We start from the raw sequence: 17537 nt of genomic DNA, 5'->3' as shown, positions 1-17537 counted from the left end.
GCTGCGCCCATCTACAGTGAAGGTGGCCGTGCCTGGCCGGGGGTACCGTTCCGTGCCGGAGCGGTGTCGTCCGGACGCGGGTGCGCCGGCTCGATATTGACTGGCAGTGTGGAAGCCGGCCCGCGCGCCGCAGCGTCGGCAGGTGCCGTCTCCCTCCCCTCGTCAACGGGACGCGGCCATCCGCGCCCTGCCACTACCTCGCCAAGGACGCCATTATCGCCTGTCGCGAGCGGCTTGCCCAAATCCATCGTCGGCAGTTGCGGCAGATTCACCTCCGGCAACGCCATCTCGGGCAGCTGCGCCTGCATCCAGCGCACGCCCGGCTGCAGCAGCGGGCGCACCTGCGAAGTCTGCCAGGCCGGCTCCTGCGGCAACGGTGTGAAGGCGGCCAGCATCAGCAGCACGCAGCCCAAGAAGGCGCCCCGGACCAGGCCCAGCGCGCCGCCCAGCACGCGGTCGGCGCCCGTCAGGCAGGTGACCTTCACGGCGGCCTTGATCAGCATGCCGATCAGGCCCACCGCGATCATGACGATCAGGAACACCCCCAGATAGCCGGCAACATAGTGGCCGGTGCCCGGTTCCAGGGGGGCGGCCCACCAGTGCGCCGCGTCGTTGCCGAACAGGAATGCGGCCCAGCCGGCCAGCAGCCAGGACAGCGTGCCGACCACGATCCCGACGAAGCCGCGCATCAGCCCCAGCAGGACCGAGGCGCCGATCAGGACCAGCAGGACGATGTCGATCATGCCGTCAGGCCGCGCGGCAGGCGCCGTCCAGCAGCTGCGGGGCGGCGCAGGTCAGGCATCAGGGATGCGGGCGGACCATGCCGGCCACGCCGACCTTGGCGGCGACCTGGGCCTTGAGGTTCTCGGCATCGGCGCGGTTGGCGACCGGCCCGACGCGGACCCGGTTGAGGGTGCCCTTGTCGGTGCGGACCTGCTCCACGAAGGCGCTGAAGCCGGCGGCGCGGACTTTGTCGCGCAGCGCGTTGGCTTCGGTGGCCTGGCCAAAGGCACCCAGCTGCACGGCGAAGCCGACACTGCTGGCCGCCGGGGCCGCCGGGGCAGCAGGCGCCGCAGCGGCAGCTTCGGGCTTGGGTGCCGGTGCCGGCTTGGGTTCGGGCTTGGGCGCGGCCGGCTTCGGTTCCGGCTTGGCGGCCGCGACCGGTTCGGCCGGCAGGGATTCGGTTTTCACCGTGTTGCCCGATGGCGCGGCGGCGGCGCTGGAGGCCGGCGGTGCAGCCGAGGGAGTCGGTGCGGTGGCGGCCGGGGTCGCGGCAACCGCGGTGGCCGCGCGCGCATCGAGGGTGATCACCTCGGCCTTGACATCGTTGCGCACCTTGACCGCCTGCAGGCGGCCCGCTTCGGCCAGCGCGCGGTCGGCGTAGGGGCCCACGCGCACGCGCCAGGCCTGGCGACCGTTGATCGTGGCCGGCTCGCGGAAGCCCGCCAGCTGGGCACTCTTCAACGAGGCGATGACGCGGTCGGCATCGGCTTCGCTGGCGTAGGCGCCAAAGCTCACGGCGTAGTTGCCGGCGGCGACGGCCGGCGAGGTATCGGCCGGGGCCGGATCGGCGGCGACGGCAGCGCTGTCGGCCAGCGGCTGGGTGGTCGATGCGCCGCTCTGCAGGCCGGTGGCACCACCGGTCGGTGCGACCAGCGGCAGCTCGCGGGTTTCGAACTGACCGTCCGATGGCGCGGCCGGTGCGCTGATCGGCACGTTGGCGACACCACTGTCAGGTGCGGGACCCTTGACCAGCATGGGCAGGAAAATCACGGCCAACGCCACCAGGACGATGGCACCAATCAGTCGCTGTTTCAGAGGAGTATCCACGTGAAGGCAGGCAGGCGGCGCGGCGGAATGCCACGGCGATTATACGGGTGCGCGCGTGTGCGGCGGCTGATGCGGCTGAACGGCACCGCAAAGCGCCCTCAGGCGCCGGGGTCGAGCGTCTGCAGCGCCTGTGCGGCGGTATGGAAGGAGCCGAACACCAGCACGCGGTCGCCGGCGTTGGCCTGCGTCACCGCATGCTGCAGTGCCTCCACGACGGTCGCGTGCGGCGTTGCGGCGGCCGCAGCCGTACCAGCCAGGCGTGCCTGCAGTTCCGCGGCACTCTGCGCACGCGCGCCCTCCAGGCCGGCCAGATGCCACTGCTGGACCTGATCGGCCAAGGCATCCACCACACCGGCAGCATCCTTGTCCTGCAGGGCAGCGAACACGGCGATGGTGCTGCCGGTGACGGGACTGGCCTTCAGCGCCGCCGCCAGCTCACGGGCGGCCTGCGGGTTGTGGCCGACATCGACCAGCACCTCCACACCATCACGATCGAAGGATTGCAGACGGCCACGGATGCGCGCGGCCGCCACGCCCTCGATGAAGGCGGTGCGCGGCAGCGGGCGATCCAGGGCACGCAGCGCGGCAATCGCGGTGGCGGCATTGGCGCGCTGGATCGGGCCACGCAGGGCCGGGTGCGGCAGTTCAAGCCGGAAGCCGACATCACGCCAGCGCCAGCGTTCGCCATCGATGGCCTCGGCGAAGAAGTCGCTGCCGCCGCGGATGGCATTGGCCCCGAGCAGGTAGGCGCGCGCGAGCACGCTCGAGGGCGGATCGATTTCGCCCAGGATGACCGGCTTCCAGCCCCGGATGATGCCGGCCTTCTCGGTGCCGATCGCTTCGCGGTCCTCGCCCAGCCAATCGCTGTGATCGATGTCCACGGTGGTGATCACCGCCACGTCGCCATCGACGATGTTCACCGCATCCAGGCGCCCGCCGAGGCCGACTTCAAGCACGGCCAGATCCAGCCCGGCCTGTGCGAACAGATGCAGCGCGGCCAGGGTGCCGTACTCGAAATAGGTGAGCGTGGTATCGCCGCGCGCGTCTTCGATGGCGTTGAAGGCGGCCATCAGTTCGTCATCGCTGGCGTCTTGCCCATCGATGCGCACACGCTCGTTGTAGCGCAGCAGGTGCGGGGAGGTGTACGCGCCGACCTTCCAGCCGGCCGCACGGGCGATCGCCTCGATGAAGGCAATCGTGGAGCCCTTGCCGTTGGTGCCCCCGACCACGATGCTGCGCTCGGCCGGTGCGCCCAGCCCCATCGCCTGCGCCACGGTACGCACCCGGTCCAGCCCCATGTCGATGGTGGCGGGGTGCTGCTGCTCGATGTAGCCGAGCCAGTCGGAGAGGGTCTGCGGGCGGGCGGTGGTGGTCATGGTCGTTGGATCGGAATCGTTGGGGCGGACGGCAGGATGGGACGCAGTGCGTTACAGCGCGCGGTGCTTGGCTTCGCCGAAGAACGGCGTGTGGTGGGCACAGTCGTTGAGGCGGACCACTTCCAGCTGGTCCAGGTCGGGCCCTTCGAGCAGGTTGAGGGTGGTCGGTGCCTGGCGGAAGGTCCACAGGCGCGAGATCGGCAGGCCGAGGATGCGGCACAGGATCACGCGGTTGACGGCGTCGTGGGCGACCACCAGCAGGGTGTCATGCTCGCCGAGGCCTTCGGCGGCACGGGCCAGGCCGCGCCAGCTGCGCTCGAGCACCAGGCGCAGCGATTCGCCGCCGGGCATCAGCACGGTATCCGGCTCTTCGCGCCAGGCGCGCAGGCGGGAGGGATCCTTCTCGTGGATTTCGCTGGCCAGCAGGCCCTCCCATTCGCCGTGGGCGATTTCCTGCAGGTCCGGCTCGGTCAGCAGCATCGGGGCACGCTCGGCGCCAAGGGCGAGCTGGGCGGTCAGCTGGGCACGCACAAGCGGTGAGGCGACGGCGCGGGTGATGTCGACCGAGTTGAGGCGTTCCCCCAAGGCCTTGGCCTGGGCTTCGCCGATCGGCGACAACGGGATATCGATCTGGCCTTGGTAGCGGCCTTCGGCATTCCACGGCGTTTCGCCGTGACGGGCAAGCAGGATGCGCATGCGGACAAGGGGTCCTTGGGGGGAGGAGGTTGCGGCGTTTCGTTCACGTCCTGTGAAACCACACCGAACAGGGATCATACCCGGTCGCGGCGGTGAAGCTGTGCGGCGCTTTGCGCTTCGTTGCGTGCGGGCATGCTGGCTTGCTGGCCTACCCTGCCCGGCCCAGGCCGGCGCGCCCCCACGGGGGAAAACAAGACGCCGCGGGCTTGACTGTACGTCGCACATAAAAAAACCCCGCAGATTTCGCTGCGGGGTCATCGAAACCGACGTGTCGGCTTACTTGCTGAGGTTCAGTTCCTTCAGCAGCTGCGGCGCCGGCGCCACTTCCTGCATGATCCACTGCATGTAACGGCTGTCCACGGCAATCATGCGGGTCATCACCGGATCGAACACCCAGTTGGAGCTCACCGATTCCCAGTTGCCGTCGAAGGCCAGGCCGACCAGCTTGCCGTTGGCATCGAGCACCGGCGAACCGGAGTTGCCACCGGTGATGTCCAGGTTGGACAGGAAGTTCACCGGCACCGAGCCGATGCGCTTGTCTTCCAGGCCGCCATAGCGCTTGGCCTTGACCGCTTCCAGCAGCGCCTTGGGCGAATCGAACGGGTCTTCGCCGGTTTCCTTCGCCGCCACGCCTTCCAGGGTAGTGAACGGGGTGTAGTTCACGCCGTCCTTGCCGTAGCCCATGACGTTGCCGAAGGTGATGCGCAGCGACAGGTTGGCGTCCGGATAGACGAACTCGCCCTTGCTCTTCTTGTAGTCGGCCACGGCCTGCAGGTACAGCGGGCGCGATACCAGCGACTCGCCTTCGCGGGTCTTCTTCTGCTCTTCCTGCTGCAGCAGCGCCGGCATCACCGCGACCGCGTACTGGATCGCCGGGTCGGTGCTGGCTTCGAAGGCGGCACGGTCGGCCTTGAACCACTTCAGGCGCTCATCCAGGCTGCCCAGCTTGGTGCCCGAGAGCTTGCCGACCAGGCCATCCACGGCGGCCTTGTCGCTGCCGGCCAGCCACTGGTTGAGCACCTCGTTGCTGCGCTGCGCGGCCGGCAGGGCCACGTACTGGCTCAGCCAGTAGGTCTGCAGCTGCTGGTCCATGCGCGGCACGTAACGGCGGTCCATCTGCTTCAGGCCGCCTTCGATCGAGGGCAGGTCACGTTCCTGGTAGCCGACCTCACGCTCGGCATCGGCCTTGCTGCGTTCGATCGACAGGCGGTACAGGGTGATCGCCGAGCCCACTGCGGAGGTGCTGTTGAACTGGCTGACGAACAGGTCGCGCTCACGCGTGGCCTTGCTGGTGTCCAGGTGCTGGATCAGCTGCGCATGTGCGGCCAGGGCCGGCTTGCCGGCGGCACCGCGCTTCTTCAGCCAGGCCAGCACGGCGGCTTCTTCGGCCTGCTTCTGGCCGGCCGCGTCGATGCGCTTGAAGCCTTCCAACTGGCCCGCGTAGTTCTTGGCCACGTTGTTCATGCTGGCCGCGGTGGCGGCGTACTTCACCTTGACGTCCGGGTCGGCCTTGCCGGCCTCGTCGATCATCTTCAGCACCGCGTTGTAGTGGCGCGCGATGGTCGGGTAGGTCCAGCTGGCGGTTTCATTGAACTCGCCGGCCAGGGCGTAGCGGTTGGTGCGCCCCGGGTAGCCGGCCACCATCACGAAGTCGTCGGCGCCCAGCGGCTGGTCGGCGAACGTCAGGAAGTGCTTGGGCTGGTAAGGCACGTTGTCGGCCGAGAAGGCGGCCGGCTTGCCGTCCTTGCCCACGTAGGCGCGGTAGAACGAGAAATCGCCGGTGTGGCGCGGCCACATCCAGTTGTCGATGTCGCCACCGAACTTGCCGACGCTGCCCGGGGGCGCGTAGACCAGGCGCACGTCCTTGATTTCCATGTTGCGGAACAGGCGGTAGGTGTTGCCGCCGGAGAAGCTGTACAGGCGGCAGCGGAAGCCGGCATCGGCTTCACAGGCGGCCGTCTGGGCCTTGTCGAAGGCCTCCAGCGCGCGGGTCCGGGCCAGCGGGTTCTTGCCGGCGGCGGCGATGGCGGCCTTGGCCTGGTCGGTGACGTCGGTGATCTGGTCCAGCACGAACACGCGGGCGTTCGGGCCGGCGCTCAGTTCGTCCTTCAGGGTCGGGGCGTTGAAGCCGTCCTTGATCAGGTTCTTCTCGGCCGTCGAATTCAGCTGGATCGCACCGTAGGCGCAGTGGTGGTTGGTGACCACCAGGCCCTGCGGGGAGACGAAGCTGGCGGTGCAGCCGCCCAATGCCACGACCGCGCCCATCGGGTCGCCGGTCAGGTTGGAGATCTGCTCCGGGGACAGCTTCAGGCCGGCCTGCTTGAGCGGGCCGGCGATTTCCGGCAGCTGCTGCGGCACCCACATGCCTTCAGCGGCATGGGCGACCTGGACCAGCCCAAGGCTGGCGACGACGGAGAAGGCAAGCAGGTTCGAGCGCATTGAGCAGCCCCTGGTGAAAGAACCGCCGATTCTAGCCCAGCCGCTGCCCCGGCCCGAAGCCGGGTAGAGCCGACCCATGGTCGGCTGGCCGCACACAGTGCGGCCATGATGGGCATGGCCACCGCCCAGCCCACCCGCGCTGCAACATGGGAAAAACGCCAGCGGCTCTATAATCCGCGTTTTCCCCCAGATGAGTTCCACCCCGATGGCGCAGCAAACAATGAAGGCCCTGGTCAAACGCGAAGCCGCCAAGGGCATCTGGCTGGAAGAGGTTCCGGTCCCCACCCCCGGTCCGAACCAGGTCCTGATCAAGCTGGAAAAGACCGCCATCTGCGGCACCGACCTGCACATCTACCTGTGGGACGAGTGGAGCCAGCGCACGATCAAGCCGGGCCTGACCATCGGCCACGAGTTCGTCGGCCGCATCGCCGAGATCGGCCCGGGCGTGACCGGTTATGAAATCGGCCAGCGCGTCTCGGCCGAAGGCCACATCGTCTGCGGCCATTGCCGCAACTGCCGCGGCGGCCGCCAGCACCTGTGCCCGAACACCGTGGGCATCGGCGTCAACGTCAACGGCGCCTTCGCCGAATACATGGTGATGCCGGCCAGCAACCTGTGGCCGATCCCGGACCAGATCCCGTCCGAGCTGGCCGCCTTCTTCGATCCGTACGGCAACGCCGCGCACTGCGCGCTGGAGTTCAACGTGATCGGCGAGGACGTGCTGATCACCGGCGCCGGCCCGATCGGCATCATCGCCGCGGGCATCTGCAAGCACATCGGCGCGCGCAACGTGGTGGTCACCGACGTCAACGATTTCCGCCTGAAGCTGGCCGCCGACATGGGCGCCACCCGCGTGGTCAACGTGTCCAACACCTCGCTCAAGGACGTGATGAAGGAGCTGCACATGGAGGGCTTCGACGTGGGCCTGGAAATGAGCGGCAACCCGCGCGCGTTCAACGACATGCTCGACTGCATGTACCACGGCGGCAAGATCGCCATGCTCGGCATCATGCCCAAGGGCGCGGGCTGCGACTGGGACAAGATCATCTTCAAGGGCCTGACCGTGCAGGGCATCTACGGCCGCAAGATGTACGAGACCTGGTACAAGATGACCCAGCTGGTGCTGTCCGGCTTCCCGCTGGGCAAGGTGATGACCCACCAGCTGCCGATCGATGAGTTCCAGAAGGGCTTCGACCTGATGGAACAGGGCAAGGCCGGCAAGGTGGTGTTGAGCTGGAATTGATCACCTGCGCCTTCGGCACAGATGATCAATGGTCCAATCCACCGTATTCCCGCGCCGTTGGCGCGCCCCCTTGAACAAGAAGGGGGCGGCGCTCCAGCAGGGGTTCCGGTGTGAGACCCACAGTGAAAAGGCGCCCATCCGGGCGCCTTTTCTGGTTCGCGAGGTGGTCGGCGGTGTCGGGCGCCGGTTACTGCCCGATGCCGACCGTGAACACCACGCGGCTGTCGGCCAGCTTGCCGGAGTTGTCGCGGCCGTTGCCGTCGGTGCCGTAGTAGCCCAGGCCGAGATTGAACAGGCCGAACTGGCGGCTGACGCCGACGTTCCAGTCGGTGTAATCCTTGGAGATGCCTTCTTCGAAGGTGCTGCGGCCGACGTTGGCGCTCAACGTGAAGTCCTGCGGCAGCGCCCACTCGCCACCCACGGCGTAGTACCACGCATCGGTGCCCGAATTGAACACGTCGTTGGTGTAGGTCACGGTCAGGCTGTACTGCTTGGCGAAGGTGGTCTTGGTGATGAACTCGTTGTACGCCAGTTCGCTGGAACCCGGGTAGGTGTAGCGGTTCAGCAGCAGGTCCAGGTTGACGGTGTCGGTCACGTCGAAGGCGTAGCCGATCAGGTAGTCGACCTCGGCATCCGGGCCGCCATCGCCAAAGTCCACGCCCGAGCCCCAGACACCGGCGTACAGGCCGACCGGCGAGGTATAGGTGAAACCGGCCTGGATCGTCGGATCTTCATCGGTCTGGGAGACACCGCGGAACACGTAGTCCGACACGCCGGTCACGTTCCAGCTGAAGGGAGAGGCGGCCTCGTCCTGGGCACTGGCGGCAAACGGGGCAAGCAGGGCGGCGCAGAGCACAACGGCGGCGGTACAGCGCGTGGCGTGGTTCATGCGGGGTCTCTCCAGACGTGGGGGTGGGCGGAACGGTGCGGTTTACAGTTTTTTAACCTGATTGATATTGCGATGCAACAATCACGTCTGCAACGGTTCCCCGCCGGCCCCGGCGCGATCGACCGGACGTGCAACCCGGCGGCCGCCTGCGACAGGTAAAATCCCGGGTTTCCCGTGCCGAAGACTGCCTGCCATGACCGACGCCACCACCGCCTCGCTGACCCAGCACTACGTTGAAGAACTCGAGGCGATCCGCGCCCAGGGCCTGTTCAAGTCCGAACGGATCATCACCAGCCCGCAGTCGGCCGAGATCACCCTGGACGACGGCCGTACCGTGCTGAACTTCTGCGCCAACAACTACCTGGGCCTGGCCGACCATCCGGACCTGATCCAGGCGGCCAAGGACGCGCTGGATACCCACGGCTTCGGCATGGCCTCGGTGCGCTTCATCTGCGGCACCCAAGACCTGCACAAGCAGCTGGAAAAGCAGATCGCCGGGTTCTTCGGCAAGCAGGACACCATCCTGTACGCGGCCTGCTTCGATGCCAACGGCGGCCTGTTCGAGCCGCTGCTGGGCGAGCACGATGCGATCATTTCCGATTCGCTCAACCACGCCTCGATCATCGACGGCGTGCGCCTGTGCAAGGCCAAGCGCTTCCGCTACGCCAACTGCGACATGGCCGATCTGGAAGCCCAGCTGCAGGCCGCCGATGCGGCCGGCTGCAAGACCAAGCTGATCACCACCGACGGCGTGTTCTCGATGGACGGCTTCATCGCCCCGCTGGATGAGATCACCGCACTGGCGAAGAAGTACAACGCGCTGGTGCACATCGACGAATGCCATGCCACCGGCTTCCTCGGCCCAACCGGCCGCGGCTCGGCCGAGGTCAAGGGCGTGCTGGAGAAGATCGACATCATCACCGGCACCCTGGGCAAGGCCATGGGCGGCGCACTGGGCGGTTTCACCTGCGCCAGCGCCGAAGTGATCGAGCTGCTGCGCCAGCGCTCGCGCCCGTACCTGTTCTCCAACTCGCTGCCGCCGCACGTGGTCGCCGCCGGCATCAAGGCCTTTGAAATGCTGGCCGCCGCCGACGACCTGCGCAGCACGCTGGCCGAGAACACCGCCTACTTCCGCGAGAAGATGACGGCTGCCGGCTTCGACGTGAAGCCGGGCGTGCACCCGATCAGCCCGGTGATGCTGTACGACGCGCCGCTCGCGCAGAAGTTCGCCGAGCGCCTGCTGGAAGAAGGCATCTACGCGATCGGCTTCTTCTTCCCGGTGGTGCCCAAGGGCCAGGCCCGCATCCGCACCCAGATCAGCGCCGCGCACACGCGTGCGCACCTGGACCGCGCCATCGATGCGTTCACCCGCATCGGCGTCGAGCTGGGCGTGATCAAGGGCTGAGGGCCGCAACCGACCAACGGTCGGCACGGCCGTAGCACCCGCGCATTGCGGAGGTAGAGCCGACCGTTGGTCGGCTGCCTCTCGTCGCAGGTCATGAACCTCCGGCATGGGGGCACGCTTTGCGTGCCTCAGCCGACCAACGGTCGGCTCTACCGTTGGTGGGGGGTGTGGACATCGGATGCGGGGCACGCCTTGCGTGCTCCAGCCGACCGACGGTCGGCTCTACCGTTGGGGTGACGCGCGCGGCGGGTTACTTCTTCTTTTGCTTCTTGTCCTTGGCCTCTTCCTTGCTGGCCACCACCACTGGTGCCGCGACCGGGCCATCCTGGCCGTTGCCCTTGGCCACGCGGATACCGTTGGCCTTCATCCAGGCATCGAACTCGTCGGCACTCATGCGCTTGTCGCCATCGCTCATCAGGAAGCGGTAGCTGCCGCGGCCATCGAGCTCGGGAATCTTGATCTCCACCACCTTGTCGGTCACCGGCGGATCCTGCTTGGCGATCTGTTTGTGTCCGCCGCAGGCGGTCAGCAGCGCGGCCGGCAACAGCAGGCAGGCGCCACGAAACAGGGAACGGTTGAGGGTACTGACGTGCATGGTCTTACTCCCGGTGTTGAACGGAACGTCCCTTCGAAGGCCATCCATTGCCCGGGTCGACTGGCCTGCCACCTGCCGGCAGGCCACAAGGTCACGGTGTCGCCGCGGCGCTGTCGGCCACGGCATGAAGCAGATCCAGATCGTGTTGGCTGAGCTCGCGCCAGGCGCCTTTGCCCAGCTCGCCCAGCGGCAGCTGGCCGATCGCCACGCGTACCAGGCGCAGCACGGTGATGTCCAAGGCGGCCAGCAACCGGCGGATATGCCGGTTGCGGCCCTCCTCCAGCACGATTTCCAGCCAGGCGGTCTTGTCTCCGCTGCGCAGCAGCGTGGCGCGGCGCGCGCGCAGCCATTCGCCCTCGTCCTCGATGCCGGCGCACAACGCCTGCAGCTGCGCGGCGTCGGGGATGGCATCGATCTGGACGTGATAGGTCTTGTCCGGACCGGTGGCCGGATCGGTCAGGCGCGCGGCCCACTGCGGATCATTGCTGAAGAGCAACAGGCCTTCGCTGGCCTTGTCCAAGCGCCCGACCGGCGCAATCCACGGCAGCCCGGCATCGTCGAAGCAGCGGTAGACGGTGTCGCGGCCGCGCTCGTCCTGCGCGGTGGTGACCAGGCCGCGCGGCTTGTTCAACAGCAGGTACACGCGCTTGGGGGCGTCCAGCGGCTGACCATCGACGCGCACGTGGTGGCGGCCGTCGATGATGGGAAATTCGGGGTTGTTGATGACACGGCCATCGACCGTGACCCGGCCCTCGGCGATCCAGCGCGCGGCTTCCGTGCGCGAGCACAGCCCGGCTTTGGACAGTACCCGCGCCAGGCCATGGCGCGGTGCGGTCGGGGTGGCGCTGGAGGCGGTGCTGCGGCTGCCTGTTGCGGGGCTCGCACGCCGCTCGGGGCGGCGTGGTCGGGACGCGTTCGCGGCGGGTGGCCGGCGTGTCGTCATCGTGCTCCGCTCAGGCGGCTTACTTCTTGTCCACCGGCTTGGTCTCAGCCGGGGCTTCGGTGGCGGCGGCCGGGACGGCAGCCGGTACCGGGCGCGCCTTGACCACGCGCACACCGCGCGCCTTCATCCAGGCGTCGAACTCTTCGGCGGTCATGCGCTTGCCGTTCTGGCTCATGTCAAAGCGCCACGGCGTGTTGTCGAACTCGGTCTGCGGCTTGTAGGCGGCCGGATCGTTCGGGTTGATCACCGGTGCGCTGGGGATCGCCTTGGCGATGTTCTGGCAGCCGTCGATGCGCAGGCGCTGCAGCACGCGGTCCAGCGACTGTTCCTGGTCGAAGTTGGAGGTCAGCACGCCGGCAGGCATGCCCAGCTGCACGTTGCGGATGTACAGCTCTTCGGCCACCGGTGCGATCGCGGTGGCTGGCAGCGGCAGCGGTGATGCGCTGACAGGTGCCGAACAGTCCACGGCAGCGTGGGCGGTGGGAACCAGGGCCAGGCCAAGCGCGGCGGCCAGTGCAAAACGCTGCATGGGATGCATCCAGGAAGGGGTCGACGCGGCGAGTTTAACAGCGCCACAACGTCTTTCAAGCGCCACCTTCAATGAATACGGCAACTTGTTGGATTTATTGTTGATTTCTCTGTTTCTGGCAAACCAGAGGCAAAAAAAACAGGGCCCGGCAATGCCGGGCCCTGCTGATGAGACTGTACTGCCAGAAGGATTAGTTCTGGACGTTCAGCTCGGTACGACGGTTCTTGGCGCGACCTTCCGGGTTATCCGAACCATCCGGGTTGGTGTTCGGCGCAATCGGGCGGCTCTCGCCGTAACCGATCGGACCGACCAGACGCGAAGCGTCAACGCCGTTCTGGGTCAGGTAGTTGTACACCGAGGTAGCACGACGCTCGGACAGCTTCTGGTTGTAAGCGTCGGTACCCTTGGAATCGGTGTGACCGGCCACTTCAACGCGCAGATCCGGGTAACGCTTCAGGATTTCCGAAGCTTCGCTCAGGATCGCAACCGCGTCCGGACGCAGGTTCGACTTGTCGAAGTCGAAGTTCACGCCCTTCAGATCGATCGACACCGGGACCGGGCAACCGTCCGGACCGATGGTCTGGCCAGGCTGCGAGTTCGGGCACTTGTCGTCGCAGTTGTTGACGCCGTCACCATCGTCATCCAGGTCGGCGCAGCTCGGGGCAACCGGAGCCGGAGCCGGCACGGCAGCAACCGGGGCCGGGCCCAGCGGGATCACGACGCCGACCGAAGCCAGCACGTCGCCGAACCAGTCTTCGCTCGGAGCAGCAACGCTCTGGTCGTCGAAGTCAGCGCGGTAGGCCACTTCGGCACGCACGGCGACGCGCTTTTCGAAGGTGGTCTGCAGACCGACGCCGAGCTTGGCGGCGAAGTTGCCGTCCTTGCGCTCACGCGGACCGTTGGTGTTCAGCGCTGCGTACTCTTCTTCCGACTTCTGGTAGCCCAGACCGAACAGCAGGTACGGGTTCCAGCCGCGGCCTTCCTGGATGAAGTGGCGACGCAGGTCGAGCGAGGCGCCGTACTGGCTCCAGTTCAGATCCTGATTGGCATCGAAGTTCGGGTTCTGGTAGTTCAGCTCGCCGTCCAGCGACCAGTTGGGGCTGATGAACTTACCGAGGCCCAGGGTAACGAACGGAGCGTCGTTGGTCAGACGGTCGCTATCCTGGAAGTTGAAGCCGGCCGAACCGGTCAGGTACCAGCGGTCGTCAAAATCCTGCGCCGATGCAGCCTGGGCGAAAGCCAGACCGCCCAGCAGCGCGGCAGTAAGGATCTTCTTGTTCATTGAGTACAGCTCCTATTTCGGGGGTATGAAACCGGTAGAGGCATGGGCCAGCACTACTGCGTCGTTTTCAGACTGCCGATTCAGCACGCCACCGCCGCGAACATTATGCTCAGGCGAGTGAAGGTGATGTTAACAGTCACGTAACATGTGAAGACGACCGCCAGACCTCTACCGGGTCCAGCTGGTGGCACCCTATACAGGTTGATGAAATTCCGCAAGACCCAGCAATGACAAGGGTTTTGCCTAATTCAGGCGACGTCGCGACACATTTTTCACGTTAGGGTTCAAATCGCGATGGCGCCTTGATTCAGCGCAAAAACAGGGACGGCGTGATCCGTATGATGGGGAGGATTCCCTCGTTCCGGAGCCGACATGAAAGCCGTGGGATTGACCCAGTATCTGCCGATTGAAGACCCCGCCGCGCTGCAGGACGTGAATGTGGCGACACCCGGCGCGCCCCAGGGGCGCGACCTGCTGGTGCGGGTACACGCTGTTTCCGTCAATCCCGTGGATACCAAACAGCGCGCGCCGCGCGCGCAGCACGAAAACCCGCCGCGGATCCTGGGCTACGACGCGGCCGGTGTCGTGGAAGCCGTCGGCCCGGAAGTCAGCGCTTTCGCGCCCGGCGATGAGGTGTATTACGCAGGCGATGTCACCCGCCCCGGTTGCAATGCGCAGTACCAGTGGGTGGATGAGCGCCTGGTCGGGCGCAAACCCACCACGCTGGATTTCGCCGAAGCCGCGGCGTTGCCATTGACCACGCTGACCGCCTGGGAGCTGCTGTTCCAGCGCATGCCGCTGCAGTTCGAAGATCGCCGCCATCGCGGCCAGCATCTGTTGATCATCGGCGGTGCCGGCGGCGTCGGTTCGATGGCGATCCAACTCGCGCGCCATGCAGGCTTCACCGTGATCGCCACCGCGTCGCGCGAGCAGAGCCGTGCGTGGTGCCTGCAGATGGGCGCCGACCACGTGATCGATCATCGCCAGCCATTGGCGGCGCAGCTGCAGGCGCTGGGGATCACGCAGGTGCAGGTCGCGCTGAACCTGGCCGACACCGACCACTACTGGGACGCGCTGGGCGAACTGCTGGCCCCGCAGGGGCATGTGGGGCTGATCGTCGAACCCCGTGGACCCCTGCGGATCGGCGATCCCTACAAAGCCAAGTGCATTGGCATCCATTGGGAATTCATGTTCGCGCGCTCGCGCTTCCAGACCGCCGACATGATCGAGCAGCACTGCATCCTGGGCCGCGCCGCCAGCCTGATCGACGCCGGTGAGCTGCGCACCACCGCGCACACGCACCTGGGTACGATCAATGCGGCGAACCTGCGCGAGGCGCACCGGCGGCTGGAAGGCGGCGGGGTGATCGGCAAGCTGGTGCTGTCGGGCTGGGCGTAACCGGCGCGGCAACGTGTCAGCGCACATTCGCGGTCATCTGTATCTGTCGGCGCGGCCCGGCGCCGCCTACATTCAGTGGCCCTTCCGGTGACATCGCCATGCCCACTTCCCTGCCCCTGCGCCTGCTGCAACTCCTGCTTGGTCTGTTCCTGTATGGCTTCGGTGCGGCGGTGATGATCCGCGCCGCGATCGGCGTGGCGCCCTGGGATGTGCTTTCGCAGGGCATCGCGCTGCAGACACCGCTCTCCTTCGGCGTGGCCACCAATGTGATCGGCGCGCTGGTGCTGCTGCTGTGGTGGCCGATCCGGCAGAAGCCGGGCCTGGGCACCGTGCTCAACGTGCTGCTGATCGGCCCCAGCGCGCAGTTCGGGCTGTGGCTGCTGCCGGAGCTGCACGGCCTGGCCTGGCAGATCCCCATGTTCCTGTGTGGCCTGCTGCTGGTCGCGCTGGCCACCGGCCTGTACATCGGCGCGCGCTTCGGCCCGGGCCCGCGCGATGGCCTGATGACCGGCCTGCACGCACGCAGCGGCTGGCCGATCTGGATCGTGCGCAGCGCGATCGAAGGCACCGTGCTGCTGATCGGCTGGTGGCTGGGCGGCAATGTCGGTGTCGGCACCCTCGCCTTCGCCCTGCTGATCGGCCCGCTGTGCGGCATCACGCTGCCGCTGTTCGGCATCCGCAAGCCCGCCCCGGCAACCGTCACCCCATAACGGGCCTCCGCACCGACCGGCGGTCGGTGCGTGGCAGGACACATTCGCTTGCTCTTCAGGGGCTTTCGCGGCACCCTGCGGGCTTCCGTACGCAAGCGTATCCACATGTCGCCAGCCGCTGAATCCGCCGCCTATCCGCATCTGTTCGCCCCGCTCGACCTGGGTTTCACCCAGCTGCGCAACCGGGTCCTGATGGGGTCCATGCACACCGGTCTGGAAGACCGCGCGCGCGATTTCCCGCGCCTGGCGGCGTATTTCGCCGAGCGGGCGGCCGGCGGCGTCGGCTTGATCGTCACCGGCGGCTTCGCCCCCAACGTGGTCGGCTGGCTCAAGCCGTTCGGCGGCAAGCTCTCCTGGCCGTGGGAGGTGCGACCGCATCGCCAGGTCACCCGGGCCGTGCACGACAACGGCAGCAGGATCTGCCTGCAGCTGCTGCATGCCGGCCGCTACGCCTACCACCCTCTGTCGGTGGCGCCTTCCAAGCTGAAGGCACCGATCAACCCGTTCACCCCGCGGACGCTGTCCGCGCGCAGCGTGGACCGGCACATCGCCGATTACGCACGCAGCGCGCGGCTGGCCCGCGAGGCCGGCTACGACGGCGTCGAGGTGATGGGCTCGGAAGGCTATCTGATCAACGAATTCATCGCGCCACGCACGAACCAGCGCAACGACCGCTGGGGCGGCGACGCGGCGCAGCGCATGCGCTTTGCGGTGGAGATCGTGCGCCGCATCCGCGAGGCCTGCGGGCCGGACTTCATCATCATCTACCGGCTCTCGCTGGTGGATCTGGTGCCCGACGGCAGCAACTGGGCCGAGATCGTGCAGCAGGCCCAGGCCATCGAGGCGGCGGGCGCGACCCTGATCAACTCCGGCATCGGCTGGCACGAGGCGCGCATCCCCACCATCGCCACCTCGGTGCCGCGCGGCGCCTTCGCCGGGGTCACCGCCAAGCTCAAGCCGCATGTGCGCGTGCCGGTGATCGCCACCAACCGCATCAACATGCCCGACGTGGCCGAGCGCATCCTCGCCGCGGGCGGTGCCGACATGGTTTCGCTGGCGCGGCCGCTGCTGGCCGACCCGCAGTGGGCCAACAAGTCGCGCGCCGGCCGCCCGGAGGCGATCAACACCTGCATCGCCTGCAACCAGGCCTGCCTGGACCACGTGTTCGAGAACAAGACCGCCAGCTGCCTGGTCAACCCGCGCGCCGTGCACGAGACCGAGCTGGTCTACCGCCCGACCACCGCGCCGCGCCGGATTGCCGTGGTCGGTGCCGGCCCGGCCGGGCTGGCCTGCGCGACCGTGGCTGCCGAGCGCGGCCACGCGGTCACGCTGTTCGATGCCGGCAGCGAGATCGGCGGGCAGTTCAACGTCGCCAAGCGCATCCCGGGCAAGGAAGAATTCCACGAGACGCTGCGCTACTTCCGCCACAAGCTGGACGAGACCGGTGTCGATGTGAGGCTGGACACCGTGGCCGACGTGGCCGCGCTGGCCAACTTCGACGAGGTGGTCATCGCCACCGGCATCACCCCGCGCCGGGTCGATTTTCCCGGCGCCGACCATCCGAAGGTGGTCACCTACCTGGACGTGCTGCTCGGCCGGGTCCGGGTGGGCGAGCAGGTCGCGATCATCGGCGCAGGCGGGATCGGCTTCGATGTCGGCGAGTTCCTGGTCCACGAGGGCCCCTCCTCGGCGCTGGACCCGGCACGCTGGATGGCCGAATGGGGCGTGGACCCCAGCTTCGAGGGCCGTGGCGCGCTGGCCAGGCCGGCGCCGGAGCCCCCCGCGCGCAAGGTGTGGCTGCTGCAGCGCAGCCCGGGCAAGCCCGGCGCCCGCCTGGGCAAGACCACCGGCTGGATCCACCGGGCCACGCTCAAGGCCAAGGGCGTGAGCATGCTCGGCGGCGTGGAGTACCTGGGCGTGGACGACAGCGGCCTGCGTATCCGCGTGGAGGGCGAAGAACAGCTGCTGCCGGTGAGCCATGTGGTGGTCTGCGCCGGGCAGGAACCGCGCCGTGATCTGCACGCCGCGCTGCAGGCCGCCGGCATCACCGCACAGTTGATCGGCGGTGCCGATGTCGCCGCTGAACTCGATGCCAAGCGCGCGATCAATCAGGGCAGCCGGGTCGCCGCTGCACTCTGAGCCGGGATTGGATCAGGCTCTGATGCCGGTCCGAGCGGACCTGAATACGGGGCTGAACCGCCG

At 67.4% G+C, this 17537-nt stretch carries 15 protein-coding genes; 5 read left to right on the top strand and 10 right to left on the bottom strand.

The window, feature by feature from the left end; all coding sequences use genetic code 11:
* Positions 1-11: 11 nt before the first annotated feature.
* The 5 genes from C0R07_RS17105 to C0R07_RS17085 form a co-directional block, all read right to left on the bottom strand.
* Complete coding sequence (locus C0R07_RS17105; RefSeq protein ID WP_019185826.1) at positions 12-743, bottom strand: CvpA family protein; 732 nt, start codon at positions 741-743, stop codon at positions 12-14.
* 58 nt (positions 744-801) lie between these two features.
* Entirely contained in the window at positions 802-1830 is a 1029-nt protein-coding gene (locus tag C0R07_RS17100) for an SPOR domain-containing protein (protein WP_019185827.1), read from the bottom strand.
* 98 nt (positions 1831-1928) lie between these two features.
* Positions 1929-3206, bottom strand: a complete 1278-nt coding sequence (folC, locus tag C0R07_RS17095) for a bifunctional tetrahydrofolate synthase/dihydrofolate synthase (protein WP_102789536.1) — start codon at positions 3204-3206, stop codon at positions 1929-1931.
* 51 nt (positions 3207-3257) lie between these two features.
* The gene (locus tag C0R07_RS17090; protein WP_019185829.1) at positions 3258-3902 is read right to left on the bottom strand and encodes a histidine phosphatase family protein; all 645 of its coding nucleotides are present in this window, start codon (positions 3900-3902) and stop codon (positions 3258-3260) included.
* A 276-nt stretch (positions 3903-4178) separates the two neighbouring features.
* A complete protein-coding gene (locus tag C0R07_RS17085; RefSeq protein WP_070473743.1) occupies positions 4179-6341 on the bottom strand; it encodes a S46 family peptidase in 2163 nt (720 codons plus the stop codon).
* Between the two features lie 220 nt (positions 6342-6561).
* Here C0R07_RS17085 and tdh point away from each other — a divergent pair, with 220 nt between their 5' ends.
* Complete coding sequence (tdh, locus tag C0R07_RS17080) at positions 6562-7584, top strand: L-threonine 3-dehydrogenase (RefSeq protein ID WP_026070190.1); 1023 nt, start codon at positions 6562-6564, stop codon at positions 7582-7584.
* A 187-nt stretch (positions 7585-7771) separates the two neighbouring features.
* Here the strand turns inward: tdh and C0R07_RS17075 are convergent, their stop codons facing one another.
* Positions 7772-8473, bottom strand: a complete 702-nt coding sequence (locus C0R07_RS17075; protein ID WP_019185832.1) for a TorF family putative porin — start codon at positions 8471-8473, stop codon at positions 7772-7774.
* Between the two features lie 193 nt (positions 8474-8666).
* Here C0R07_RS17075 and kbl point away from each other — a divergent pair, with 193 nt between their 5' ends.
* Complete coding sequence (gene kbl, locus C0R07_RS17070) at positions 8667-9878, top strand: glycine C-acetyltransferase (RefSeq protein WP_070473741.1); 1212 nt, start codon at positions 8667-8669, stop codon at positions 9876-9878.
* A 250-nt stretch (positions 9879-10128) separates the two neighbouring features.
* Here the strand turns inward: kbl and C0R07_RS17065 are convergent, their stop codons facing one another.
* From C0R07_RS17065 to C0R07_RS17050, 4 genes are all read right to left on the bottom strand, one after another.
* Entirely contained in the window at positions 10129-10473 is a 345-nt protein-coding gene (locus C0R07_RS17065) for a hypothetical protein (protein ID WP_019185834.1), read from the bottom strand.
* A 91-nt stretch (positions 10474-10564) separates the two neighbouring features.
* Complete coding sequence (locus C0R07_RS17060) at positions 10565-11416, bottom strand: pseudouridine synthase (protein ID WP_070473739.1); 852 nt, start codon at positions 11414-11416, stop codon at positions 10565-10567.
* 19 nt (positions 11417-11435) lie between these two features.
* Positions 11436-11945, bottom strand: a complete 510-nt coding sequence (locus C0R07_RS17055) for a hypothetical protein (RefSeq protein WP_019185836.1) — start codon at positions 11943-11945, stop codon at positions 11436-11438.
* 190 nt (positions 11946-12135) lie between these two features.
* Positions 12136-13227, bottom strand: coding sequence for an OmpA family protein (locus C0R07_RS17050; RefSeq protein WP_019185837.1), 1092 nt, complete (start codon positions 13225-13227; stop codon positions 12136-12138).
* Positions 13228-13599: 372 nt separating this feature from the next.
* Between C0R07_RS17050 and C0R07_RS17045 the strand changes: the two genes are divergently transcribed.
* From C0R07_RS17045 to C0R07_RS17035, 3 genes are all read left to right on the top strand, one after another.
* The gene (locus C0R07_RS17045) at positions 13600-14625 is read left to right on the top strand and encodes a zinc-binding alcohol dehydrogenase family protein (protein ID WP_019185839.1); all 1026 of its coding nucleotides are present in this window, start codon (positions 13600-13602) and stop codon (positions 14623-14625) included.
* Between the two features lie 98 nt (positions 14626-14723).
* The gene (locus C0R07_RS17040) at positions 14724-15335 is read left to right on the top strand and encodes a YczE/YyaS/YitT family protein (RefSeq protein WP_102789535.1); all 612 of its coding nucleotides are present in this window, start codon (positions 14724-14726) and stop codon (positions 15333-15335) included.
* 105 nt (positions 15336-15440) lie between these two features.
* Positions 15441-17474: an NADPH-dependent 2,4-dienoyl-CoA reductase gene (locus tag C0R07_RS17035; RefSeq protein ID WP_102789534.1), complete on the top strand. Its 2034-nt coding sequence runs from the start codon at positions 15441-15443 to the stop codon at positions 17472-17474.
* The last annotated feature ends 63 nt before the right edge of the window (positions 17475-17537 follow it).

It is taken from the genome of Stenotrophomonas bentonitica (assembly GCF_002887735.1).
Lineage (GTDB): Bacteria > Pseudomonadota > Gammaproteobacteria > Xanthomonadales > Xanthomonadaceae > Stenotrophomonas > Stenotrophomonas bentonitica_A.
This window is presented reverse-complemented; position numbering and strand designations above follow the sequence as displayed.